Raw genomic sequence first — 23,724 nt, 5'->3', positions numbered from 1 at the left:
TTTGATTAATTCGGACTAAGACGTACGTAACGGATATAGCCGGTACCGTCATTTTTGCCGGAAACATTTTCCGTGGTAAGCGGGAATTCGATGTCTTTCACTTTGTATTCCTGGTTCTCTACAGCCGTTTCAAATCGCAAGCTGTAACCGGAATTGATTTTGGAATCTTCCAGTTCCAGTACCGTTACGCTGCGTTCTCCTCCGGAAAGGGAAGCACCTGTAATAGCACTGATGTTACTCGGTTTTTTAGAGTGGAATTTATACCATTCTTTAATATCCTTATACCATTTTTTATCGGATCCCATCACATAAAGTGTTTTTTCATAGGCACCTTTCGGGTCAATCAGCGACACAACAATATAGGCACCTTCACCCGGATAGTTGGTCATCTGAACCATACATTTGTATTTTGTAGAACCGCCTTTCTGCGCCATCATGTTCATTCCGGAGCAAAGTGTCAGCGCCAGTACCAATACTATTTTATAAAGGTTTTTCATTTTTTTATTTTAAAAAGTCAATTGCAATCTTGTTTTTTGTAAGCGCTTCATTTTCGGAAGCTAAATCATAAGCCGTTTCTTTAAACTCGGTAACCGCATCTTTTTTAGCACCCAAAGCCATCAGGTGTTTTAAAATAGCAGCATCCTGAGCCGTCATGGCTGCCTTGTGCAAAGCGGTCATTCCTTCTTTATTTTTAGCATTAACGTCCACTTTGTAACGCTCTACTAATTTAATTAAAGATAAATCATTTTTAGCTACAGCCAGATGGTATAATGTATTTCCGTTCTTTTGCGGTGTCGCTACCTTAAATCCTTTTTCTTCCAGTGCTTTCAGTTTTGCTTCAAAAGCTTCTGCTTTTTGCGGATTGTACGACTGGATCAAATAGTAAGCCAGGTTGTCACCGTTAGCATCGGCAACGTTTACATCGGCACCTTTCTGAATTAACAAACGTACCACTTCCGGTGTGTTGCTGCGAACGGCTAAAGCCAAAGCAGATATTCCTTTTTTATTAACCTGGTTGATATTTTTTACGGACGCTGCCAATAGATTAATTACCGCTACATCACTGTTTGCCATAGCTGCATTCATAAAGGCTGTTGTTCCGTCATGGTCTGCCTGGTTGATATCAACACCTTTTTCAATAAAATATTTGATGATGTCCTCCTGTTTGTCTTTACGAACAATAGCATGCAACGCGTTTTGTCCGTTTTTCGAAACAGCCGTAGGTTTGATTTTTAAGCTTTCCAGATACTGGTATAATTCCAGTGTATTGGCAGTGCTTCTCGTACCCTGGCTGGCAAAGATCATGGCATTATCGTTAAAAGTAACCCCTTTTTCAAGTAAGCGTTTTAAAGTTGTGATGTTTCCGGTTCTCGCCGCATAGTTAAAAGCTGTATTCCCGTTTGCATCGGTACTTTTAATATCCAGTCCTTTTCCGATAAAGTAGTTAATCAACGTAAAATCTTTATCGTGTGGTGCGATCAGCAATAAAGCATTCGCGCCATCATGGTCCAGATCCTTTTTAAGATTCGCTCCGTTTTTAAGTGCCAGGTCGTATACTTTGGTATTGGACTGACCGTTTGCTGCTGCAAAATTCAGGTATGTATACCCGTGATCGTCCAGTACATTGGTTTTGGCACCTCTGGCTAAAAGGTATTCCATTAAATCCGTATTCCCTCTGTAAGCCGCCCAGAAAATATAGGTACGACCGTCATGCGTCAGCTTGTTAACATCATTTCCTTTTTGTTCCAACAGGAATTTTACGGCATCGTTTGCAGTATCTTCAACTATTGCAAAAACAACCGGATCGAAAGCATTGGCATTAAGCTGTGAAGGGTTGCTCCCTTTTGCTATTTCCGCTTTTATCTGCGTTACATCCGGATTTTTCTTCCAGTACGATCTTTCCAGGAAAACATTATTCTGGGCCTGTAAGGTGAATGATGCGAACGTTATCGAAGCGATAAAGAGCTGTTTCATTGTTATATTCATGACTATTTGATTTAGCATATTTATGGATTACGCCGATTAAAAGCAAAGTAAAATCGTACGGTCGGGCAAAATTAATAAGAATGATTCTAAATAAAAAACTAAATCCCAAATAAATGTTGCGATTTAACGTTCCGGTGGTTCTTCGCAAAACATTGTTGTTTTCACGGCATTCCATAAAAAAAGTGCCTACCTGGTTACAGATAGGCACTTTACATTTACAAAGTTATGTCAGACCTGATAAATGTTCCTTTATTTCCCTGCTAATTTACTATTGAGCAGCAATTTGATCATTTGATTAAATTTTTGAAGGCTTTCTTCCGAGAAGGCTCCGTCGCCATCGTATATTGCCTTACGAATTAACGGAACGCTGTACGGCAGCGTCCAGGCGCGCAGTGATTTCGCCACCGCGTCCATATTGTTGATGCCCTGCACCGCATGACCACCTTCTGCCCAGCAAACCAAACCGATGGTTTTATCGGTTAAATACGGACTGTGCTCTTTGGCACTTACTTCCAGCCAGTCAAGACAGTTTTTCATTACTCCGGTCATGCCGCCATGATACAGCGGTGTCAGCCAGATATGCACATCGGCATTGCGAAACGTATTGGCCATTAGTTCCACCGACTTCGGTACGCCGCTGATCGTAACATCAAAAAGCGGAATTCCGGAATCGGGTAAATTAAACACCGTTACTCCGGCTCCGTTAGCTTCGAAACTTTCTTTAAAATAATCCGCTATTTTATGTGAGGTGGCAGTGGTTCTGCGTTCCAATGCGCCGTTAAATATCAATACATTCATTTGTTTTTACTTTTAATTAATATTTCCGGATCATTTTCGGTAATCCGGGTTCTCCGTACATAAGGCTGGCAACCTTACCGGCTAATACATTCGTTGCTGTGATATAAAGCGCTTCCGGTATGTGTTCGCTTGCCCTGAAAGTCACCTTTTCTCCTTCATATCCGGTTAAATCGGCCTGCAACAGCCTGTTTTCCCATAGTTTTATATAATGTTCCTTTTCCGAACCAAATATTACCGAAAAGGCATACGGCTTAAGCCTTGCCGCAACAAGCATATATACCCATTGCGGTACTATGGCATCAACAGAACAGTAAACCGAAACCGCTTTTCCCTGATATGCTTCCCAATCGATTGCTTCCATCGCAATGCGGAATTCTTTTTCGATCAGCGCCAGCTCCTGAAACAGATAGTTTTTGATATCAAAATCAGCAAACACCACATCCGGCTGGTACTGCAATAAATCCAATCGCAGAATACCCGATGCCGTTACTTTATTTACAATTGTTTTATCCGACATGATTTGCGCACATTTAAAGTACTAATTTTTTGTTTGTGATACAAAATTATTAATTTTGCCTAATAAACCAAATAATCACTTTGTTTATTATGGAAATAAAATTGCCGGATAATGAAAAAGCCTTGTGGATCCTGAAAACTCAGGGCTCCCTTCCTTTGAATATAGTAGCAAAAGAACTGAATGTCACCACGGAAGGTGCCCGTTTTCAAATGCTGCGATTAGCCGGTGAAGGTTTGGTTGCCGCCACTACCGAATCGAAAGGAAGAGGCAGGCCGCAGCAAATCTGGGCGTTAACCGCTTCCGGTCACGGGCGTTTTCCGGACAGGCATGCCGAACTAACGGTAAAATTAATTCAGAAAACAAAGGAAATACTTGGTGAAAGTGCCCTCGATGCCGTTATTGAAGCCTATAGCAAAGAAAGCCGCAGCAAATACCTGCATGCCGTGGAAGGTATAAACGAACTGGAAGACCGGATCAGGATACTGGCACAGATTCGCAACAGCGAAGGTTATATGGCCGGTTACACACAGGAGGAAGACGGTTTTATACTATTCGAAAACCATTGCCCCATTTGCGCTGCCGCCACAATATGCCAGGGATTCTGCAAATCGGAACTGGAAACCTTCCGGGCCATACTTGGCGATACCGTAACCGTTACCCGTATCGATCACGTATTAACCGGTGCCCAGCGGTGTGCGTATAAAATCACCCTATAAATACTTCCGGTTCCCCTTAACAAAGCGTTTTTAAGGCAACTGCCTGCAATATGATTCCCTGCACTTTAGCGCCACTGTTTTTTTAATACTTTGGTTTACAATTTATTAGTCTTTTTAGCTTACCTTTAATACTAATTAATATTTAGTGACCATGTATTCAGCAGAAATAATCCCGGTTCAAAAGGTACTCACCTTATATTTTGAAGGTATATTTGATGGTGATGTGCAAAAACTGAAAGCAATATTTCACCCCAATGCCATGCTGTTTGGTGACATTGAAGGTCACGTGTTCTATAAATCCTTAGACGATTATTTGGTAACCGTTAAAAACAGAAGAAGTCCGAGCGAATTAGAAGAAAAATTCGAAATGGAAATCATTGGTATAGAAATCATCGGCAATAATGCCATTGCAAAGCTCCATGTCCCGATGCTGGGATACAATTATTACGATTTTCTGTCGCTCTCCAAGATCAACAACGAATGGTTAATAGTCAACAAATTATACACTCATGTAAAACAGTGACAAACGTTTTAAACAATCATAAAAAACCTGCCCGATTATCGGAGCAGGTTTTTTATTGTAAAATGATTTCGAATTATTTAATGATCAATTTCTGAACAGTAGCTGCATTTCCGGTTGTAATACCAATAAAATACAGTCCTTTTTCCAATCCGGAAATATCCCGCTTTGACCTCCCAGAATAACCGGGGTCTGTACCGTTAAATCGAAAACTTCACTGTTACAGGCCGATAAATCAGGCCGCTGATGGGCTACCTGCGAAAAAGCGGACATAAAAGAACAGCATACAAATACCAAGAAAAGTAGTTTCTATTTCATAAACCACTGATTAAAAGCACGATAAATACAATTATTTTACAATTATCAAAGAAGTTATTTACATCCCAATATCATAATCGCAGTCTTTTAACAATTACCCCGTTCCCAATCTTTAAAACAGTACTAAAACAATAAAATCGTATCTTTGCCGAAAATACAGACTTTATGACCACTTTTGAGCAATTCAATCTTCCAAAATCCCTGCAAAAAGCTATAGACGATTTAGGGTTAACAACACCTACTCCTATTCAGGAAAAATCTTTCCCGGTGATTATGTCAGGACGTGATATGATGGGAATTGCCCAAACCGGTACCGGTAAAACGTTTGCCTATTTACTTCCGATCTTAAAACAATGGAAGTTTTCGCCAACGCATACCCCTAAAGTAGTCATCATTGTTCCTACCCGTGAATTAGTGGTTCAGGTAGCCGAAGAAGTCGAAAAACTAACCCGATACATGTCGGTTCGGGTTTTGGGTGTTTACGGAGGTGTAAACATCAACACCCAGAAAAAAGCCGTTTATGAAGGAATTGATTTCCTGGTAGCCACTCCGGGACGTTTAATGGATCTGGCTTTAGACAATGTGGTTCGTTTTGACGAAATGCAAAAACTGGTTATTGATGAATTTGATGAGATCCTGAATTTAGGATTCCGCTTCCAGATTACATCCATCCTGGCGATGATGAAACCCAAACGTCAGAATATCCTGTTCTCGGCAACCATGACCGAAGAAGTGGATGAGCTTTTGGACGATTATTTTGATTTCCCGGAAGAAGTATCGCTGGCACAATCCGGAACACCTCTGGAAAAGATTAAACAATTAGCTTACCATGTGCCGAACTTCCTGACGAAAGTTAACCTTTTAAAGCATTTACTAACTGCCGATGAAAGCCTGGAACGCATCCTGGTTTTTGTGAATAATAAAAGAGTAGCCGATATTTTAATGGAACATCTGGAAGAAGATTTCCCGGAACAATTTGGCGTTATTCACTCCAATAAATCCCAGAACTATCGTTTGAACACGATGGCAAAATTCCAGGAAGGCGAATTACGCGGTATTGTCACTACCGATATTATGGCGCGTGGATTGGATATTTCCGATATTACCCACGTGATCAACATGCAGTTTTCGGAAGTTCCCGAACAATATATCCACAGAATCGGTCGTACCGGACGTGCAGACAAAGATGGTATTGCCATTAGCATCATCGCGCCGAAAGAAGAAGAATTCCAGGTGGAAGCCGAATTATTAATGGAGCAGGAACTGGAAATGTTACCGATTCCGGAAGGCGTTAAAATTGAAGAGAAAAAACTGGAATTTGAAAAAGAGCAGCAAAAAGTTAAATTCCTGATGAAAAAGGTGAAGCTTGACGGTGGCGGTGCTTTTCATGAAAAAACAGATAAAAACAAAAAAGTAAATCTTGGTGGTCCCGGAAAACGTACTCCGCGAAAAACCAAACCAAGAAACCGCGGGGTGGAAAAAACCAGAGCGGCCAAAAAGAAAAAGAAATAAGCTATCTGTATAGCTTATTTTTTTAAAATTTAATAACGAAAACTTAAATCAGCCTTTAACTACTGTCGAAAACTAAAAAGTAATTACTATTTTTGACAAACATTAAAATAAAATGCAATTCAAACATCCTGAAATTCTGTATTTCCTCTTTCTATTGGTAATACCAATTCTGGTTCATTTGTTTCAATTGCGTCGTTTTAAGAAAGAATACTTCACAAACGTACGTTTCCTAAAAGAACTCAGCATACAAACCCGTAAAAGCTCCCAACTGAAAAAGTGGCTTTTATTGTGTACCCGTTTGTTACTGCTCGCCTGTCTGGTACTGGCTTTCGCTCAGCCTTATTTTGATGCCAAAGACGCTAAAAATACCGGAAATGAAATGATTATCATACTCGATAATTCTTTTTCCATGCAGGCAAAAGGAAACCGGGGTGAACTCTTAAAAAGAGCCGTTCAGGATCTTTTGGAAAACACATCCGACAACCAGCGTTTTTCGCTCGTTACCAATACCGAAGCTTTCTGGGATACCGATATTAAATCCATCCAGAAAGAACTGCAGACATTACCGTACAGTTCCACACCGTTCCAGCTGGACTTTTTACTAAGTAAAGTAGCCGCTAAAAAACACAATGTTCCGAAAGACATTGTGGTAATCACCGATGCTATTGCTCAGGATGCAAAAAGTGCAGACAAACTGGACGATAAAACACCCGCCTATTTTATCATTCCAAAAGCGGAAAACAAAACCAACGTTAGTATTGATAAGGTTTCAATCAGCCAGCATCTGGATAACTTTTATGAAATTAAAGTAGACGTAACCGCTTACGGTGACTATGAAAACGAATTGCCGATGGCTGTTTATAACGGAAAAAACCTGACGGCTAAAACGGTTGTAAAATTCGATACTGCTCAAAAATCGGTTCACTTTACACTGCCTAAAAAGGATTTTCACGGGTATGTCGCCATTGAAGACAACAGTCTGAACTATGACAATACCTATTATTTCAGCATTTCCAAACCGGAAAAATCGAATGTGATCGCTATAGGCGAAAATGCTAAAAATGCATTCCTGTCCCGAATTTATACTGCAGATGAGTTTAATTACAAAAGCGAGGAACTGAACAGTGTAGATTACAACGCACTGGACAAACAGGATGCCATTATCCTGAACGAACTAAAAGACATTCCGCAGTCGTTACAAACCACCTTAAAAGCTTTTTACGATAAAGGCGGTAATATTGTCCTGATTCCTGCTGCTGACGGTTCGGCACAAAACCTGACCACTTTCTTAGGGAATTTCGGAGGACTAAAAATGAATCCGCTGCAAACGGCCGAAAAACAAATTACCAAAATCGCTTTCAGCCATCCGCTATACCAAACTGTTTTTGAAAAGAAAACCGATAATTTCCAATACCCGAAAGTTAACAGCTCTTTCGGACTGGGCGGAAATCCGGCAGCGATACTCAGCTATGATGACCAGACACCGTTCCTGGGTTCGCAGACCAACAAAATCGGAACCCTGTACCTGTTTAGCGCTCCTATCAACAAAACAAACAGTAATTTCCAGAATTCCCCGCTGATTGTGCCTACTTTTTACAATATGGCACAAAACAATCAGAAATCCGGTATCACGGAATTTACCATCGGCGACAATAAAAGCATGATCCTGGATGTTTTATTATCCAAGGACGAAGTGGTAACCGTACAGAATGAAACTTCGGATTTTATCCCGATGCAGCAAATCCTGAACAATAAAATAAAACTGTCCTTTGGCGACTATCCGGAACAATCCGGCAATTACAGCCTGACCAAAAACAAAACAGTTTTAAAAAATATCAGCTTTAATCATGCCCGTACCGAAAGTGATCTGAGCTTACAAAACGACAACTTATTCGATAAATATACCAAAGTGGATTCTATTGCTACTGTTTTTAACGATATCCATTCGACAAGAACAGCCAGCGAAGCCTGGAAGTATTTTATCATCGCAACACTACTATTTTTATTATTAGAACTACTGATCCAAAAATTCGTAAAATGAATGTAATTCTTAAACACGCAACAATTATCGATACCGAAAGTCCCTTTCACAATCAGACGGCGGACATTAAAATTATTGACGGAATTATAAAAACGATCGGACAGAATCTGTCCAATGAAGAAAACGCAACGATAATCGAACGGGATAATCTTCATGTTTCCCAAGGCTGGTTTGACAGCTCTGTTTCCCTGGGAGAACCGGGTTATGAAGAAAGAGAAACCATTGCCAACGGACTTCAGGTTGCCGCAAAAAGCGGATTTACCAATATTGCCTTACAACCGAACGCCGCTCCTGTTATCGATAACCAGACAGAAGTGAGCTTCGTACTTCATAAATCCGGAAAAGCAGCTACACAGCTGCATCCGATTGGTGCGTTAACCAAAAACAGCGAAGGTAAAGACCTGGCGGAACTGTTTGACATGACCAATGCCGGAGCCGTTGCTTTTGGCGATTATAACAAAAGTCTTGACAATGCCAACCTGTTAAAGATAGGCTTGCAATATGTACAGGATTTCGACGGACTGGTGATTACCTATTGTCAGGATGAAAAAATAAAAGGGAACGGTGTTGTTCACGAAGGGATTGCCAGTACCAAACTGGGATTAAAAGGAATTCCGGGACTTGCCGAAGAAATTCAGATTGCCCGCAACCTGTTTCTTTTGGAATATACCGGAGGGAAACTGCATATCCCGACAATATCTACGGCAAAATCCGTAACTTTAATCAGAGAAGCAAAAGCCAAAGGATTAAACGTTACCTGCAGCGTAGCGGTACACCATCTGGTTTTAACCGATGAAACGTTGAACAATTTCGATACCCGCTATAAAGTAACGCCGCCTTTGCGTGATGAGAACGAAAGAAAAGCGCTTATCGCCGGTGTACTGGACGGAACAATCGACATGATAACAACCGATCACAATCCGCTCGATATCGAACATAAAAAAATGGAATTTGACAATGCCAAAAACGGAACCATCGGACTGGAAAGTGCTTTTGGAGCCTTACTAACCGTATTGCCGGCGGATGTTATCGTCGCAAAACTGACAGCCGGAAAAAGCATTTTCAAGATCGAAAAACAAGCGATTAAAGAAGGCAACAAAGCTTCAATAAGTTTGTTTAACACCGAAGGCAACTGGAAATTTTCGAAAGAAGACATTCTTTCCAAATCAAAAAATTCCGCATTCTTAGGTCAGCCTATGAAAGGAAAAGCCTATGGTATTTACAATCAGGGAATTTTAATTTTAAACGAATAAGCTATGAACAATACTGTCGAACAAGGTAAAACAACCGCGATTATTGGCTATATCACAATAATCGGAACCATTATTGCCATTTTTATGAATATGGAAACGAAAAACCCGTTTGCCGGTTTTCACATCCGCCAGGCCTTTGGAATTCATCTTTCATTTTATGTTTTGGCTTATTTTGTGGGTTATGCCGACAGTTGGATGGTTTCTTCTGCTTTCTTCATTTTCTTCTTTGTACTATGGGCTTACGGATTGGTTGGCGCTTTACAGAACGAAATGAAAACAATCCCTATTCTTGGGGAATATTTCCAAAAATGGTTTAAAAATTTAGCATAAAATGAATTTATCCTTATTTCATCTCGTTAGAGAACCCAAAATAAAATCAGATAAAAATCCGTTGCTGCTGCTGCTTCATGGTTATGGCAGTAATGAAGAGGATCTGTTCTCTTTTGCATCCGAATTGCCGGAAGAATATTTCGTGGTTTCCGCCCGTGCACCACACCCGATGCCTCCTTATGGCAACGCCTGGTACAGCATTCATTTTGATGCGGATGCAAACAAGTTTTCAGACGATGAAGAAGCGGTGGAATCCCGCGAGCTGATCGTTACCTTTATTGATGAATTACTGGAAAATTACCCGATAGATAAAGATAAGATTACGTTAATCGGTTTTAGCCAGGGCGCTATTTTAAGTTATGCAGCAGCCTTGTCCAACCCGGAAAAGATACAGCGCGTAGTGGCTTTGAGCGGTTATGTGAATCCGGATATTATTGCTCCCGATTTTCAGACTAAAGCGATCTCCAGGCTGAAATTCTTTATTTCACACGGAACAGTCGATCAGGTTATTCCTGTGGACTGGGCCCGGAAAGCTCCGGAGTTCTTAAAAGCACTCGGACTGGATGTTGTTTATAAAGAATATCCTGTGGGACATGGTGTTGCACCGCAGAATTTTTACGATTTCAAAACCTGGTTACAACAATAATAAAAAAGCCCTGAAAATTTCAGGGCTTTTTTATTGCGTATTTGTTATTGCTCCGGATTATCACTTCCGGTTACCGCTTTTTCTTCTGTCAATGCGCCTTTGTATTTCATCACACCGTTTACTTTCAGCGATAAGCCGCCATCGGTTTCCAGTGTCCACTCGCCGCCATGATACGGTTTACCTTCTTTCTCTCTGGTCATAATAACCGATTCCTTTTTTTCCGGTAAGAACAATTCGGCTCTGTCCCCGTCTTTTTCAAAAGTTACAAAACTGCTGATGATCGGTTCTTCAATTTCTTCTTCGGTATCCACCGGGGTTTCTTTTACCGGATTCATGCGAAATCCTTCTTCAAAGACACGGATACAGTCTTTTTTAAGAATGGACCATCTGTAACCGGCAGACCCCACACATCCGTGTTCGTCTTTATCGGTTCCTAATACCATTTGTTTGGGGTTTACAACCACCTCATCTTCGCTGTCATGCTTTTTCATAATGAGATCACACGAAACGAAAAAGAAACTGAATGCAATTAATGGGATTATCTTTTTCATTTATAATTTTTTTTCGTCCTGCAAATAGTTGGGTCAACTGCTTTAAACCGCCTCTCCTTTCAAAGTTGCGAAAGCAGAAACAATGCAGTTATAAAAATATAAAATAATTGTTTTATTTTACCGTATTCGAAAACAAAATTGCATCGATTCTTTCAAAATCTGTAGGCTTGTCTTCGTTGTGAAAATACTTTAACAGTACTTCTCCCCGCACCGCACCGCTATAAAAGTCGGCTATAATCCAACGGTGATTCAGGATTTTTATTTTACTGATGATAAACTTTTTTCCATCAATCGGTTCATACGGAATCATGGCATTTCCGGTTTTGGCATCGTTTAAAGTAACCAGATCCTCTTTTACCTTAGCGGCTACTTTCATCACATCATAACGGGAAAAATACTCCTGTGCATCATCGTCATATTCCAATGAGAAATAATCACTGTCGTTTTTTTCAACAAGAATCGTATTAATGGAATCGCGTACTTTATCGATTCTTAACTTGGCAGTATCCAGTTCTTTCTGTTGCGTTTTCAATATCTTATTGGAATTCATGTATTGAAAAACATTAAACAATAAGGATAAAATAAAGAGATAGAGTATTGCTTTTTTCATAGTATTAAATTGTAATTTCTAAATTATCGTAAGCCAAAAATACGTTTTTCGGCAGTTTTTCCTGCACTTCTCCGTGAAATCCCATATGATGGCTGATGTGGGTCAGATAGGCACGTTCCGGCTGAATATGGCTGATAAACGCCAAAGCTTCTTCCAGATTAAAATGGGAAATGTGCGGTTCCACCCGTAGGGCATTCACCACAAGCACCTTTACTCCTTTGAGTTTTTCCACTTCTGCAGCGTCAATGGTTTTCACATCGGTCAGATAGGCAAAATCGTCTATGCGGTAACCAAATACCTGCAAGTCGCCATGCCATACATTTATCGGGATCACCGTTTTACCGCCCAAAACAAAAGCCGCATCGTTTTTCACTTCGCTAACAGCCACAGAAGGCGCGCCGGGATAGCGGTTCTCGGTCTCGAAAATATAGTCAAATCGTCTTTTAAGGCTTGCTATCACCCGTTCGTGTGCATATACAGGCATGGGACCCTGCCGGAAATTATAAGGCCGGATATCGTCCAGACCGGCTGTATGATCGGCGTGTTCATGCGTAAACAGTATCCCGTCCAGCTTAGCACATTTAGCCGTGAGCATCTGCTGCCTGAAATCCGGTCCACAATCAATTACAACATTATGATCTTCCCAACGCATTAAAACGGATACCCGCAATCGTTTATCTCTCGGATCATCACTCAGACAAACGGGATGATCGCTTCCGATAATAGGGATTCCCTGTGAAGTTCCTGTTCCCAAAAAATATACTTTCAAAGTGGTCTTCTTTTTTACAAAAATAAGAATCTGTCTCCTAAATCCCTATACAATAAAGCTAATAAAAACGAACAAATAATAGTTTAGAAACGATTTGAATACCATTTAACCACTGACGCTCTTTCCCGTTTCCGCAAAAGCCTTAATTCCTTATGACCGGGAAATTACCGGACAACGGAAACCGGCAGATAAAACACGTTACAAACTCCCCGATCCCTTTTTCAAAGAACCAATGTTAGCCTGAGCCACTTTTTAGCATTGCTTTCCATCAATAGTCATCAGCTTTTTTAAGACCTCTTCCCAATATCAGACACCGTTTTTTACACCTGAATCGAAAAAAAACAAAAACAGACACTGTAATTTATCTCTTTACAAAATAAGTGCAAATCGCACCAGTTATAAAATTAAAAAACCACAAACAAACCTAACAAAAAATACAAATATATCACTCAAAACCATTGTTTTACACTCTTTCATAACAGATAATCTGTCATAGATTGCAGTACCTGATTTACAATACGGAAGCTGCACTTTCTTTATTTTTAAACATAATTTAAACATTATCAAAACATTAAAAACAAACCACATTACTTGCATATCAATTGTTTTTTAATAATTTCGCAAAGCTGAGAAAAAATAATACTAACCTTTAACCAATGTCAATGAAAAAAGTTTTACTAGGACTAATTGCGATCACACTACTTACTTTGGGTAGCTGTGACAAAAAAGATTGGAATGAAGATCAAAACAGCCAATCCAAAACAAACACCACATTAAGTCAGCGGCTTCCGGATGGCTCAACACAGCTTGAGAATCCATATTCCGTAACAAACATGCTCAGAGCATACGCCGATCTGTTAACAGAAGGAGATATTGACCGTGCAAAAGAAATGTCCGGCATTACAACCACTCACTATTACGTAAAATTCATGCCGCAAAATGAGGACATGATAGATCTGTTAAAGCAGGACAGTACTATTGTCATGTACACTTTCCCGCTTGATGTTGCTTTCCCGGAAGGATACGATTTAGATTCTTACCGCGATGAAGGCGTTGCAGAGGACCAGCCGGGTTATCGCTATGCTTCCATTCCGGTGAACAAACCGATGCCGGAAGTGGAACACCAGATCCTGGATGAGCTTTTTATCCCGGATGAAGAAAAAATTGCCGATATCAAAGAAGGAAATCCGCCAACACCGGTAGTATTACACGGAATAACACCCGAAGAACTTGTGGAACGTTCTTTAGTATTAACCGGTAACGATCATGAAGAAGAAAATATCGGAGTTGCTGCACGAAGCAGCTGGAGACCGGCAGGACGAATCACGATGTATGACGACAAATTAGGAACCATTGGTGTTGAAGGACTAAAAGTATGCGCCAGAAGATGGTTCACTACACATACCGGTTTTGTAGACGCAAACGGTTACTACAGCTGCGACGGAACATTCAAACGTCCGGCAAATTACAGCTACGACTACGAAAGATATGATTTCCAGATCCGTAAAGGATGGTTGTTTTCTACAGCTAAATTAGACGGCCCTAAAAAAACCGGAAACTGGGATGTTCACCACGTAGCAACCAGCATTCACAGCTACTATTCAACGATATTCCGCGCTGCTCATCATTACTACTACAAAAACATTTTAGGCTTAAGAAGACCGCCGCAAAACGGTTTCTGGAAAACACAGCTAAAAATCAAAGCGGTAAATGAAACCAACAGCGATTATGACGGAAACGCATCACCGGCAAGACGATTTTTAGGACTGGGCAGCCATATCCATATCTTTAATCCTCAAAATCCAAGATACCGTACTTACGCAACAACCATACACGAACTGGGGCACGCTTCGCACTGGAGCATGAGCAGCGGCAGCAACTTTAAAAATTCGGATAAGATTGTTGTGGAAACATGGGCACGAGGGGTTGAATGGAGCCTTACCCGAATGGTGTACACCGATTATGAATCATCCTACAACAGATTACGTTATACCGGAATGGTACAGGATGCCATTGACGGATTCAAAACAAGAAGCTGCACCTGGTATTTTACCGATGCAAACCCCTGGAATGTTTTACCAAAATCGTATCAGGACAAAGTTTCCGGATATACCATCAGACAAATTGAAGATGCTTTGCAAAACCAGAAAACCTGGGATGCCTGGAAAAACAGTATCATAACGAAATTTAACAATCCAACAGAAAGCAATCTTGAAGCTACTTTTAGTTTCTGGAACATGCAATAACAATACCGTTCCCTCCTGTTTTAAAAATCCGGGAGAACCCTAAAGTAAGAAAATGAGAAACCGGTCAGTTATATCACTTTTACTGTTGTTGATTATCATGTTTTCAGTGATCTTTTGCAGTAAAATAGTAGACGAAACTTTTATTGAGAAATACACATATATCAACAAAAGCGGACATGATATCACGATAAAAAGTTATAAATCGGCCAAAGAATACACCTTTCCGTTAGCAAAGGAAAATTCTCTGACGCAGCAAATAAATCTTATGTTCGGAAGTGCCAGCGATATCATTAGTTTATCCGATTCCGTGACAATAATCTTTGACAACAAAAAGATTCAGCACTTCACCACAAATACCACGAGCATACGAAATTTTCTGAATCCTAAAAATTTCATTTTATTACTGGAAACAAAAAACAGCAGGGAATACAAATTTATCTTTATCGAAGAAGATTACAATAATGCTGTTGATTTACAGCAGCATAACAAATAACACTTTCAATGCCGGTTTTAAACCGGCATTATTTTTTACAGCTCTCTATCAAACAATTAAAGCACAACCGCCCTGCTTCAATTGGCATTTTTTGCTTTTTACTTTATTAAAATAGAATCATTCTCTTTTATTAGACTGCCTATTTTGCTAACTTTGCAACATTATGGCACTTATGAAAAACTCAGATAACGAAATTACTTTAAAAGGAGACCGGGAGATTGAACACATCCCCGCTCTAAAAGAAAAAGCTCTCCGCATTAACCTCAACAAAAACATTTACGGAACCTTTGCTGAAATTGGCGCCGGACAGGAAACAGTAAGGCATTTTTTCAGAGCCGGTGGTTCTTCCGGAACAATTGCAAAAGCAATGTCGGCTTATGACAAGGATTTTAGTGATGCTATTTACGGAGTGGAAGATGACGGCCGCTATGTTACTGAAAGCAGGTTAAAAAAAATGCTTTCTCACGAGATAAGACTTGTAGAAGAACGCTTAAAAAGAGACAAACATCCCAGCAAAATGTTCTTCAGTTATGCAAATACTGTAGCAACAATTGATTTTGCCAAACAATACAAAGGACACGGATGGGTTGGTATTAAATACCAGCTGGACCCGGAAGAAGATTATAACGAAATCATACTGCACATCCGTTTTAAGGAAACAGATCCGAGACTGCAACAGGAAACCCTGGGTATTTTAGGTGTTAACCTTATTTACGGAGCGTATTACAAACACAATGATCCTAAAAAATTATTGCGTTACCTGTACGATCACCTGGACAAAGACCAGCTGGAAATTGACACCATCAATTTCTCCGGTCCGCGTTTTAAAGATGTCGACAACCGTTTAATGAGCTTACAATTAGTGAAAAACGGAATGACCGATGCGGTGATGTTTGGTCCAGACGGAAACAACATCCTGCCGGCTTCGATACTTTACCGTAAAAACATCCTGGCTCTGCGCGGAAGTTTCCGCCCGGTAACCAAAGTAAATATGGACATGTACCAGAAGTCCTATGAAATGTTCTTGGAAGAGAAAAAAGTAGACAAAGAAAATGCGATGGTTATTTTCGAAATCACTTTATCCAACCTGTTATCCGAAGGAGAAATTGACGAACGTGACTTTATGGACCGTGCCGAACTGCTTTGTTCATTGGGACAAACAGTTATGATCTCCAATTTCCAGGAATATTATAAAGTAGTGGAATATTTCTCTGAGTATTCCAAAGCAAGAATGGGACTGGCTATGGGTGTGAGCAACCTGATCGATATTTTTGATGAGAAATATTACCGTCATTTAAGCGGTGGTATACTGGAAGCCTTCGGTAAATTATTCTACCGCGACTTAAAAGTATTCCTGTATCCTATGGAAGATGAAGACGGAAACATTGTTACCTCTCAAAACCTGAAAGTACATCCGCGTATGAAAGAACTGTACAAGTTCTTTGCCTATAACGGAAAAGTGGTGGACATCACTGATTTTGATAAAGAACACTTAAAGATCTTCTCCCGTGAAGTTTTAAAAATGATTCATGACGGGCAGCAGGGATGGGAAGAAATGCTTCCGGAAGGTATCGCCGAACTGATTAAAGTGAATCACTTGTTTGGCTGCGGCGAACAAAAACAACTGGAAGAAGAAACCTCCAATTAAGATAAATACCTATAAAAAAAGCCGGAAATTCCGGCTTTTTTTATGTCTTATTTTAAGATCTGACTGGCATGTGCTTTGGTTTTTACTTCCGAAATCACCTCGTCAATAATTCCGTTTTCATCAATTACAAAAGTGGTACGGTGAATCCCGTCATACTCTCTACCCATAAACTTTTTAGGTCCCCACACGCCAAAAGCCTGAATAACCGATTTGTCTTCATCTGCCAGTAACGGAAAAGGAAAGCTATATTTTTCTTTGAATTTACCCTGCGCTTTGGCACTATCAGCACTCACACCCAGCAATTCATAATTGTTTGCCCGAAAACGCTCAAAATTATCTCTCAGATCACAGGCTTCGGCCGTACATCCCGGAGTATTTGCTTTCGGATAAAAGAACACTACTAACTTTTTTCCTTTATAGTCTGCCAGAGTATGTGTTTTTCCATCCTGATCAACTCCCGAAAAATTAGGAGCCTTATCGCCTTTTTTTAATGTTGTCATCGCCGTATATTTGTTTTTATAAAAGTAGGCAAAAATGACCAAAGAAGATAAAATCACATTTGTTATAAATACGTTAAATGAAATATATCCCGAAATCCCGGTTCCGTTAGATCATAAAGATCCCTACACCTTGTTAATAGCGGTTTTGCTTTCGGCACAATGTACCGATGTACGGGTAAACCAGATCACACCTTTATTGTTTGCCAAGGCCGACAATCCTTATGATATGGTAAAAATGAGTGTGGAAGAAATCAAGGAGATCATCAGACCATGCGGATTATCACCCATGAAATCAAAAGGGATACACGGTTTGTCGCAGATCCTGATTGACAAGCACAACGGCGAAGTACCGCAGGATTTTGCCGCGCTGGAAGAGCTGCCTGCCGTTGGACACAAAACAGCCAGTGTGGTTATGTCGCAGGCATTTGGCGTTCCGGCTTTCCCGGTAGACACCCACATTCACCGACTGATGTACCGCTGGAATTTATCGAACGGAAAAAATGTACAGCAAACCGAAAAGGATGCCAAACGCATTTTCCCGCGTGAATTATGGAACGACCTGCATTTACAGATCATCTGGTACGGTAGGGAATATTCTCCGGCAAGAGGATGGAGCCTGGAAAAAGATATTATCACCCAGACCATCGGAAGGAAATCGGTTATAGACGAGTATTATAAAAAGAGTCCGAAAACCGCTAAATAAAAAACATCCCGATACTATGTACCGGGATGTTCCTTAATTAGCAAGATTTTCAAACGTCAAATCACCTACTTTAACAATACTCAATGCTTTAGAATAACTGAGTAAAAAACTTATAGTTTCTTTTTTAGGTAACATAGTTTGACTTGCTTTTTTTTTCTTAGAGTAAAGTTTTGCCATATTAGTGCTTTAATTATACTAATATAACGCATCTTTATATATAATATTGTTTAGTTCGTTAAAATAATTTGATTTTTCTCGATCACTTTTCTCAGGTTCATCAACGCATAACGCATTCTTCCCAAAGCTGTATTGATGCTCACTCCGGTTAAATCGGCGATTTCCTTAAAGCTAAGGTCCTGATACATACGCATTACCAGTACTTCTTTCTGATCCTCAGGAAGTTCCTCGATTAAACGCTGTAAATCCACTTCTACCTGCTCACTGATAATCCGGTTTTCCACATTCGGACTGTTGTCGGTCATGATAGAAAAAATAGAAAACTCTTCCGTTTCTCTGTGATAAGGCATTTTTTTCGATTTTCTGAAATAATCGACAATCAAATTATGTGAAATACGCATCACCCAGGGTAAAAACTTACCTTCTTCGTTATAGTTTTTTGTTTTTAATGTTTTTATTACCTTAATAAAGGTATCCTGAAATATATCCTCCGTAATTTCACGATCCATTACTTTAGAATAAATAAAACCATAAATTTTTGATTGATGTCTCTCAATTAGTGTAGCCAAAGCAGTTTCATCTCCACCTACATAATTTTTCACCAAGACAGCGTCTGGAAGTACAACATTAGCCATAACAATACCTTTTAGTTTTTGGTTTGGATTTTCGAAAAAATGTTTTCTAAAAAGTATTTTTATCCTATAGGCAAATGTTAAATTAGATTTAATGTTAAGCCAAATATAACATAATATTTTGTTACATAGCAACACAATTTTAAAAATTAACATATTTTCATACAATAATTTCCTGTTTTTAGTATCAAAAATGCAGGCCGAATCCCGCGAAACCGGCTCTTTAAAAAGGAATAACTTTTTTATCAGAATCTTTAGCAATAAGAAAAATAAAAAATTTCTTTTTGACTATCTTTGCATTCCATTGATTTTTTGCTATGAAAACGGATATCACAACACTCGAGCCCAAAAAGAATATTATCATAAAAGGGGCTCAACTACACAATTTAAAGAACATCGATGTCGCTATTCCGCGAAATAAATTAGTGGTTGTGACTGGTCTTTCGGGATCGGGAAAATCGAGCCTGGCTTTCGATACGTTATATGCCGAAGGACAGCGCCGTTATGTGGAAAGTTTGTCCTCCTATGCCCGACAGTTTTTAGGCAGGCTGGACAAGCCGAAAGTAGAATATATCAAAGGTATTGCTCCGGCTATTGCCATAGAACAGAAAGTAAATACCACCAATGCCCGCTCTACCGTGGGAACTTCTACCGAAATTTACGATTACCTGAAATTACTATATGCCCGGATCGGGAAAACCATTTCTCCGGTTTCCGGCCGTGAAGTAAAAAAAGATACCGTAACGGATGTAATTGACCAGGTTCAGCAATTTGAACCGGACAGCAAATGGTTGCTGCTCGCGCCTATTCACCTGGAAGACGGCAGAAAACTGGAAGACAAACTAAAGGTGCTGCTGCAACAGGGTTTTGCCCGTGTTTTAGTCGACAACCAAATGGTGCGTCTGGATGAGATCGAACAGCATACGCTGGACAATAAAGATGTTTTATTAATCATTGACAGGATTGTTGTAAAGGAAGATGAAGAATTTTACAACCGCCTTGCCGATGCCGCCCAGACTGCTTTTTATGAAGGTAAAGGGGAATGTTATTTGCAGGAAGTAAATAGCGAGAAACGCATCGTGTTCAGCAACAGCTTCGAAATGGACGGGATTACCTTCCTGGAGCCGAATGTTCATTTGTTCAGCTTTAACAATCCTTACGGAGCCTGCCCGAAATGTGAAGGTTACGGAAACGTAATCGGTATTGATGAAGAGCTGGTTATTCCCAACACAGCCCTGTCTGTATATGAAAATGCCGTTTATCCGTGGCGTGGTGAAAGCATGAGCTGGTACCGCGATCAATTGGTGAACAGTGCTTATAAATTTGATTTCCCGATACACAAACCTTTCTTTGAATTAACAGATGCTCAAAAAGCACTGATCTGGAAAGGGAATAAATTCTTTACCGGACTGGATGATTTTTTCCAGGAACTGGAAGAGAAAAATTATAAAATCCAGAACCGCGTGATGCTGTCGCGTTACCGCGGAAAAACGAAATGTAATGTTTGTAAAGGAAAGCGTCTGCGCCCGGAAGCAAATTATGTTTTTGTGGGCGGGAAAACCATTTCCGACCTGGTTGATCTGCCAATTAAAAACCTGATCGATTTTTTTAAAGCGCTTACCTTATCTGAATATGATGAAAAAGTAGCCAAACGTCTTTTGATCGAGATCAACAATCGTTTGCGCTTTCTGGATGAAGTAGGATTAAGCTATTTAACGTTAAACCGTAATTCGGCAACACTTTCCGGAGGAGAATCGCAGCGTATCAATCTGGCCACTTCTTTGGGAAGCAGCCTTGTAGGATCCATGTATATTCTGGATGAACCGAGTATCGGTTTGCACCCCAAAGACACCGAACGCCTGATAACCGTATTGGAAAACCTGCGCAATTTAGGGAATACCGTAATTGTTGTGGAACACGATGAGGATATCATGAAAGCTGCCGATATGATCATTGATATCGGACCGGAAGCCGGAACTTTGGGTGGTGATCTTGTTGCTCAGGGAACTTATGAGGAGATCCTGAAAGCAGATTCACTTACCGCCAAATACCTGAACGGTACCATGGAAATTGAAGTTCCTAAAAAAAGAAGGAAGTTCAAAAATCATATTGACATTATCGGTGCCCGTGAAAACAATTTAAAAAACATCAACGTTACTTTCCCTCTGGAATGCCTTACGGTTATTACCGGAGTTTCCGGAAGCGGAAAAAGTACTTTGGTAAAAAAAATACTGTTTCCTGCCATGCAGAAACAGCTGGAAGGCGTTGGCGAAAAAGCCGGGCAATTCACCGAAATGAAAGGCAGTTATTCCCATATCAAGCATATTGAATATGTGGACCAGAACCCGATTGGCCGTAGTTCGCGTTCCAATCCGGTGACCTATATCAAGGCGTATGACGATATCCGTGATTTGTTCTCCAAACAGCATCTTTCTAAAATGAGAGGCTACCAGCCGAAACATTTCTCTTTTAATGTCGATGGCGGACGTTGCGAAACCTGTAAAGGAGAAGGCTCCGTTACGATCGAAATGCAGTTCATGGCCGATGTTCACCTGGAATGTGAAACCTGCAACGGAAAACGTTTTAAAAAGGAAATACAGGAAGTTAATTTCGAGAATAAAAATATCGACGATGTGCTGACCCTGACCATTGACGATGCGATTGCTTTTTTCAATTTGCACGGTCAGACCAAAATTACCCAGAAATTACAGCCGTTACAGGATGTTGGTTTGGGATATGTACAATTGGGACAATCCTCTTCTACCCTGTCCGGTGGTGAAGCACAACGTATAAAACTGGCTTCTTTCCTGGTAAAAGGCGTTACAAAAGACAAGGCATTGTTTGTTTTTGATGAACCAACAACCGGTCTGCATTTTCACGATATTAAAAAGTTACTGGCTTCTTTCGAGGCATTAATCGAAAAAGGGCATTCCATTATTGTTATCGAACACAATCTGGATTTAATTAAATGTGCCGATTATATTATTGATATCGGCCCAGAAGGCGGTGAAAACGGCGGCCAGTTAATGGCTTTCGGTACACCGGAGGAAGTTTCCAAAAACAAAGCTTCCATTACCGGAAAATATTTAAAAGACAAGCTATAATAAAAAAGCCCTTCCTGATATCGGGAAGGGCTTTTTGTTTAATCGAATATGTGTTTTTCCAGTGTTTTCCACTTTTCCTTAATGTTTATTCTCGGTTTGCGGCAAAGGTATAACGGAATGTTGTTTTCTTCTGCACAATTTGAGATACCAAACTGTAGCAATCCTGCTATACAACGAGTTGTTACTCTATTATAATTTTCTTTGAGATCCGGTGCCCTTCTGCTTCCAGCACCCCCATATAGATTCCTTTGCTCAATGTACCTACATTTACTGTTTCCAGCAATTTTGCATCGTTTACTTTATGATTTAAAACCTGCTTTCCGTTGATGTCCAAAATCGAAAAAGTATAATGACTTGCTTCTAATTTCCCTTTGTTAATGGTTAGCAGATCTTTTACCGGATTTGGAAAGAAACTCACATTAAAAGTATTGTCAAAATCCTCTCTGCTCAGGATGGCTGACGTGGTTGCTTTGGCAAAATGCAGGGTTGCTCCGGTAGCAGCTTTGGCTACATTAAATACATATACCGGATCCATATTAACGAGTAAGTCATTTACGGTATGGGCAAAAGTGGTTTCGTTTGTTTCAAAAAAACCGGTAATTACCTCGCCATTCGACTGGAAAGGCATATAATCGGAGGCATAGGCATAGGATAATTTTGTCTGTAACGGCGAATACAGCTGCACGCACTGGATCAGTTCGTTGGTAATGGTATTTGAGGCAGCGTTATTTGCTGTCGGGCTGGACGTGTCGCGTTCGCAGGTAATTGTATTGTTCACCTTTCCGGCTACTCCACCCACTTCGTCGATATTGAATACCATTTTAATATTCATTTTCGGAGTCGTTCCGTTCACAACCGTACTCACATAGTGCTGGCTTCCTCTCAGGCCGTCTTCTTCCCCGCTGAAGTTGATGAATTTAATGGAGTATTCTGTGGGGATATTTTCCAGTAAACGGGCAATTTCAAGGATACTTACCGTTCCGCTGCCGTTGTCGTTCGTTCCGGTTCCGGTGATCGTATCATAATGTCCGCAAACAATCACATAGGTATTCGGATAAAGCGTTCCGATCTTGGTTACGATCAGGTTTTTACAGGTCGCTCCCGAATAGGTAAATGTGTCTTCCGTGAGCTGGCTGGCGGTATAACCATAGCTCAGGTATTTGTTTTTCAGCCATTCCAGCGTGTTAGCCTGCGCAGCAGTTCCCCTGTATTTGACGCCCAGGTTTTCAAACTCGGTCAGATTCGTTAAAATCCCCGATTGGGAACTCTGGTTCACAATATTCGCATAAGCCTGTACAAATGTCTGGGCCTGGGTTGTATGCCCGTACATTGCTGCGAATAGTGATACCACTAAACTTTTCGTTAAGATTTTCATTTTTTAGTTAGTTATTTTTAGTATTGTTGGGTTATTCCGATAAATCGGCAAACGAATATACTACTTTTTAATCCTTTCACCCATTTGTTCTTTTAAATTATTTGGGCAAATCATTTTCTTACGTCATTTTTAACATACCCGAAAGCCACTGTTATCCAGACAGATAGTTATTATTTTAATTCTTATAGGGCACACCGCCGTCCTCTGTAATTTTTTTTGGCACGCAAATTGGAATTACCTAAACAACGAACATCTTTTTAAAAACAGATTTCGTGAAGT

General features: G+C 40.2%; 23 protein-coding genes and 1 pseudogene. 12 read left to right on the top strand and 12 right to left on the bottom strand.

All coding sequences use genetic code 11. The features are described from left to right. Positions 1-5: 5 nt before the first annotated feature. From HW120_RS10240 to HW120_RS10225, 4 genes are all read right to left on the bottom strand, one after another. Positions 6-497, bottom strand: coding sequence for a DUF2271 domain-containing protein (locus HW120_RS10240; protein WP_177733808.1), 492 nt, complete (start codon positions 495-497; stop codon positions 6-8). Between the two features lie 4 nt (positions 498-501). Then, the gene (locus HW120_RS10235; protein ID WP_246296974.1) at positions 502-1,986 is read right to left on the bottom strand and encodes an ankyrin repeat domain-containing protein; all 1,485 of its coding nucleotides are present in this window, start codon (positions 1,984-1,986) and stop codon (positions 502-504) included. A 249-nt stretch (positions 1,987-2,235) separates the two neighbouring features. Beyond that, positions 2,236-2,784: an NADPH-dependent FMN reductase gene (locus HW120_RS10230; protein ID WP_177733807.1), complete on the bottom strand. Its 549-nt coding sequence runs from the start codon at positions 2,782-2,784 to the stop codon at positions 2,236-2,238. A gap of 16 nt (positions 2,785-2,800) precedes the next feature. After that, a complete protein-coding gene (locus HW120_RS10225; RefSeq protein WP_177733806.1) occupies positions 2,801-3,301 on the bottom strand; it encodes a DUF2480 family protein in 501 nt (166 codons plus the stop codon). 89 nt (positions 3,302-3,390) lie between these two features. Here HW120_RS10225 and HW120_RS10220 point away from each other — a divergent pair, with 89 nt between their 5' ends. Both HW120_RS10220 and HW120_RS10215 read left to right on the top strand, forming a co-directional pair. Continuing rightward, a complete protein-coding gene (locus tag HW120_RS10220) occupies positions 3,391-4,017 on the top strand; it encodes a helix-turn-helix transcriptional regulator (RefSeq protein WP_177733805.1) in 627 nt (208 codons plus the stop codon). Positions 4,018-4,168: 151 nt separating this feature from the next. Further along, positions 4,169-4,540 (top strand): nuclear transport factor 2 family protein, encoded by a 372-nt coding sequence (locus HW120_RS10215; protein ID WP_177733804.1) that lies wholly within the window; start codon positions 4,169-4,171, stop codon positions 4,538-4,540. Positions 4,541-4,613: 73 nt separating this feature from the next. On the opposite strand, the pseudogene HW120_RS17845 reads toward HW120_RS10215, so the two are convergent. Then, positions 4,614-4,700 (bottom strand): annotated as a pseudogene (locus HW120_RS17845) (T9SS type A sorting domain-containing protein); the annotation flags it as partial. Positions 4,701-5,020: 320 nt separating this feature from the next. Here HW120_RS17845 and HW120_RS10205 point away from each other — a divergent pair. The 5 genes from HW120_RS10205 (at position 5,021) to HW120_RS10185 (ending at position 10,637) form a co-directional block, all read left to right on the top strand. Continuing rightward, positions 5,021-6,367, top strand: coding sequence for a DEAD/DEAH box helicase (locus HW120_RS10205; protein ID WP_177733803.1), 1,347 nt, complete (start codon positions 5,021-5,023; stop codon positions 6,365-6,367). A 112-nt stretch (positions 6,368-6,479) separates the two neighbouring features. Continuing rightward, positions 6,480-8,408, top strand: a complete 1,929-nt coding sequence (locus tag HW120_RS10200) for a vWA domain-containing protein (protein WP_177733802.1) — start codon at positions 6,480-6,482, stop codon at positions 8,406-8,408. Next, on the top strand, positions 8,405-9,661 hold the full coding sequence (locus HW120_RS10195) for a dihydroorotase (protein WP_177733801.1): 1,257 nt from the start codon (positions 8,405-8,407) through the stop codon (positions 9,659-9,661). Before HW120_RS10200 ends, HW120_RS10195 begins: the two co-directional genes overlap by 4 nt. 3 nt (positions 9,662-9,664) lie before the next feature. Beyond that, on the top strand, positions 9,665-9,991 hold the full coding sequence (locus tag HW120_RS10190; RefSeq protein WP_177733800.1) for a hypothetical protein: 327 nt from the start codon (positions 9,665-9,667) through the stop codon (positions 9,989-9,991). A gap of 1 nt (position 9,992) precedes the next feature. Further along, on the top strand, positions 9,993-10,637 hold the full coding sequence (locus HW120_RS10185) for an alpha/beta hydrolase (RefSeq protein WP_177733799.1): 645 nt from the start codon (positions 9,993-9,995) through the stop codon (positions 10,635-10,637). 44 nt (positions 10,638-10,681) lie between these two features. Here the strand turns inward: HW120_RS10185 and HW120_RS10180 are convergent, their stop codons facing one another. The 3 genes from HW120_RS10180 to HW120_RS10170 all read right to left on the bottom strand — a co-directional run bounded on the left by HW120_RS10180 (position 10,682) and on the right by HW120_RS10170 (position 12,567). Further along, entirely contained in the window at positions 10,682-11,188 is a 507-nt protein-coding gene (locus HW120_RS10180) for a hypothetical protein (protein WP_177733798.1), read from the bottom strand. A gap of 112 nt (positions 11,189-11,300) precedes the next feature. Beyond that, positions 11,301-11,798: a hydrolase gene (locus HW120_RS10175; protein ID WP_177733797.1), complete on the bottom strand. Its 498-nt coding sequence runs from the start codon at positions 11,796-11,798 to the stop codon at positions 11,301-11,303. A 4-nt stretch (positions 11,799-11,802) separates the two neighbouring features. Beyond that, the gene (locus HW120_RS10170; RefSeq protein ID WP_177733796.1) at positions 11,803-12,567 is read right to left on the bottom strand and encodes an MBL fold metallo-hydrolase; all 765 of its coding nucleotides are present in this window, start codon (positions 12,565-12,567) and stop codon (positions 11,803-11,805) included. Between the two features lie 662 nt (positions 12,568-13,229). Between HW120_RS10170 and HW120_RS10165 the strand changes: the two genes are divergently transcribed. The 3 genes from HW120_RS10165 to HW120_RS10155 all read left to right on the top strand — a co-directional run bounded on the left by HW120_RS10165 (position 13,230) and on the right by HW120_RS10155 (position 16,954). Beyond that, on the top strand, positions 13,230-14,813 hold the full coding sequence (locus tag HW120_RS10165; protein ID WP_177733794.1) for a hypothetical protein: 1,584 nt from the start codon (positions 13,230-13,232) through the stop codon (positions 14,811-14,813). A gap of 52 nt (positions 14,814-14,865) precedes the next feature. Next, positions 14,866-15,306: a hypothetical protein gene (locus tag HW120_RS10160; protein WP_177733792.1), complete on the top strand. Its 441-nt coding sequence runs from the start codon at positions 14,866-14,868 to the stop codon at positions 15,304-15,306. Positions 15,307-15,478: 172 nt separating this feature from the next. Continuing rightward, a complete protein-coding gene (locus HW120_RS10155) occupies positions 15,479-16,954 on the top strand; it encodes a TonB-dependent receptor (RefSeq protein ID WP_177733790.1) in 1,476 nt (491 codons plus the stop codon). A 47-nt stretch (positions 16,955-17,001) separates the two neighbouring features. Here HW120_RS10155 and bcp read toward each other — a convergent pair whose 3' ends face one another. Continuing rightward, a complete protein-coding gene (gene bcp / locus HW120_RS10150; RefSeq protein WP_177733788.1) occupies positions 17,002-17,454 on the bottom strand; it encodes a thioredoxin-dependent thiol peroxidase in 453 nt (150 codons plus the stop codon). 34 nt (positions 17,455-17,488) lie between these two features. Here bcp and HW120_RS10145 point away from each other — a divergent pair, with 34 nt between their 5' ends. Beyond that, positions 17,489-18,157 carry an endonuclease III domain-containing protein gene (locus tag HW120_RS10145; RefSeq protein ID WP_177733786.1) on the top strand — a complete coding sequence of 223 codons (669 nt, stop codon included), beginning with the start codon at positions 17,489-17,491 and terminating at the stop codon, positions 18,155-18,157. 33 nt (positions 18,158-18,190) lie between these two features. Here HW120_RS10145 and HW120_RS10140 read toward each other — a convergent pair whose 3' ends face one another. After that, positions 18,191-18,334, bottom strand: a complete 144-nt coding sequence (locus tag HW120_RS10140; protein WP_177733784.1) for a hypothetical protein — start codon at positions 18,332-18,334, stop codon at positions 18,191-18,193. Positions 18,335-18,384: 50 nt separating this feature from the next. Continuing rightward, entirely contained in the window at positions 18,385-18,969 is a 585-nt protein-coding gene (locus HW120_RS10135) for an RNA polymerase sigma factor (RefSeq protein ID WP_177733782.1), read from the bottom strand. A gap of 314 nt (positions 18,970-19,283) precedes the next feature. Between HW120_RS10135 and uvrA the strand changes: the two genes are divergently transcribed. Further along, on the top strand, positions 19,284-22,070 hold the full coding sequence (gene uvrA, locus HW120_RS10130; RefSeq protein WP_177733780.1) for an excinuclease ABC subunit UvrA: 2,787 nt from the start codon (positions 19,284-19,286) through the stop codon (positions 22,068-22,070). 181 nt (positions 22,071-22,251) lie between these two features. On the opposite strand, the gene HW120_RS10125 is transcribed toward uvrA, so the two are convergent. Continuing rightward, a complete protein-coding gene (locus HW120_RS10125; protein ID WP_177733778.1) occupies positions 22,252-23,445 on the bottom strand; it encodes a M28 family peptidase in 1,194 nt (397 codons plus the stop codon). Positions 23,446-23,724 lie beyond the last annotated feature (279 nt).

The sequence above is a fragment of the Flavobacterium inviolabile genome, from assembly GCF_013389455.1.
GTDB lineage: Bacteria > Bacteroidota > Bacteroidia > Flavobacteriales > Flavobacteriaceae > Flavobacterium > Flavobacterium inviolabile.
Note: the sequence above shows the minus strand (reverse complement) of the source record. Positions and strands in the feature narration are given on the sequence as shown.

Excerpts from the sequence above, each read along its gene's own strand:
- HW120_RS10185 (WP_177733799.1), top strand. The coding sequence starts at position 9,993 with ATGAATTTATCCTTATTTCATCTCGTTAGAGAACCCAAAATAAAATCA.
- HW120_RS10190 (WP_177733800.1), top strand. The coding sequence starts at position 9,665 with ATGAACAATACTGTCGAACAAGGTAAAACAACCGCGATTATTGGCTAT.
- HW120_RS10220 (WP_177733805.1), top strand. The coding sequence starts at position 3,391 with ATGGAAATAAAATTGCCGGATAATGAAAAAGCCTTGTGGATCCTGAAA.
- HW120_RS10195 (WP_177733801.1), top strand. The coding sequence starts at position 8,405 with ATGAATGTAATTCTTAAACACGCAACAATTATCGATACCGAAAGTCCC.
- uvrA (WP_177733780.1), top strand. The coding sequence starts at position 19,284 with ATGAAAACGGATATCACAACACTCGAGCCCAAAAAGAATATTATCATA.
- HW120_RS10145 (WP_177733786.1), top strand. The coding sequence starts at position 17,489 with ATGACCAAAGAAGATAAAATCACATTTGTTATAAATACGTTAAATGAA.
- HW120_RS10175 (WP_177733797.1), bottom strand. The coding sequence starts at position 11,798 with ATGAAAAAAGCAATACTCTATCTCTTTATTTTATCCTTATTGTTTAAT.
- HW120_RS10240 (WP_177733808.1), bottom strand. The coding sequence starts at position 497 with ATGAAAAACCTTTATAAAATAGTATTGGTACTGGCGCTGACACTTTGC.
- HW120_RS10230 (WP_177733807.1), bottom strand. The coding sequence starts at position 2,784 with ATGAATGTATTGATATTTAACGGCGCATTGGAACGCAGAACCACTGCC.
- HW120_RS10235 (WP_246296974.1), bottom strand. The coding sequence starts at position 1,986 with ATGAATATAACAATGAAACAGCTCTTTATCGCTTCGATAACGTTCGCA.
- HW120_RS10180 (WP_177733798.1), bottom strand. The coding sequence starts at position 11,188 with ATGAAAAAGATAATCCCATTAATTGCATTCAGTTTCTTTTTCGTTTCG.
- HW120_RS10160 (WP_177733792.1), top strand. The coding sequence starts at position 14,866 with ATGAGAAACCGGTCAGTTATATCACTTTTACTGTTGTTGATTATCATG.
- bcp (WP_177733788.1), bottom strand. The coding sequence starts at position 17,454 with ATGACAACATTAAAAAAAGGCGATAAGGCTCCTAATTTTTCGGGAGTT.
- HW120_RS10200 (WP_177733802.1), top strand. The coding sequence starts at position 6,480 with ATGCAATTCAAACATCCTGAAATTCTGTATTTCCTCTTTCTATTGGTA.
- HW120_RS10165 (WP_177733794.1), top strand. The coding sequence starts at position 13,230 with ATGAAAAAAGTTTTACTAGGACTAATTGCGATCACACTACTTACTTTG.
- HW120_RS10225 (WP_177733806.1), bottom strand. The coding sequence starts at position 3,301 with ATGTCGGATAAAACAATTGTAAATAAAGTAACGGCATCGGGTATTCTG.
- HW120_RS10155 (WP_177733790.1), top strand. The coding sequence starts at position 15,479 with ATGAAAAACTCAGATAACGAAATTACTTTAAAAGGAGACCGGGAGATT.
- HW120_RS10135 (WP_177733782.1), bottom strand. The coding sequence starts at position 18,969 with ATGGCTAATGTTGTACTTCCAGACGCTGTCTTGGTGAAAAATTATGTA.
- HW120_RS10140 (WP_177733784.1), bottom strand. The coding sequence starts at position 18,334 with ATGGCAAAACTTTACTCTAAGAAAAAAAAAGCAAGTCAAACTATGTTA.
- HW120_RS10125 (WP_177733778.1), bottom strand. The coding sequence starts at position 23,445 with ATGAAAATCTTAACGAAAAGTTTAGTGGTATCACTATTCGCAGCAATG.
- HW120_RS10205 (WP_177733803.1), top strand. The coding sequence starts at position 5,021 with ATGACCACTTTTGAGCAATTCAATCTTCCAAAATCCCTGCAAAAAGCT.
- HW120_RS10215 (WP_177733804.1), top strand. The coding sequence starts at position 4,169 with ATGTATTCAGCAGAAATAATCCCGGTTCAAAAGGTACTCACCTTATAT.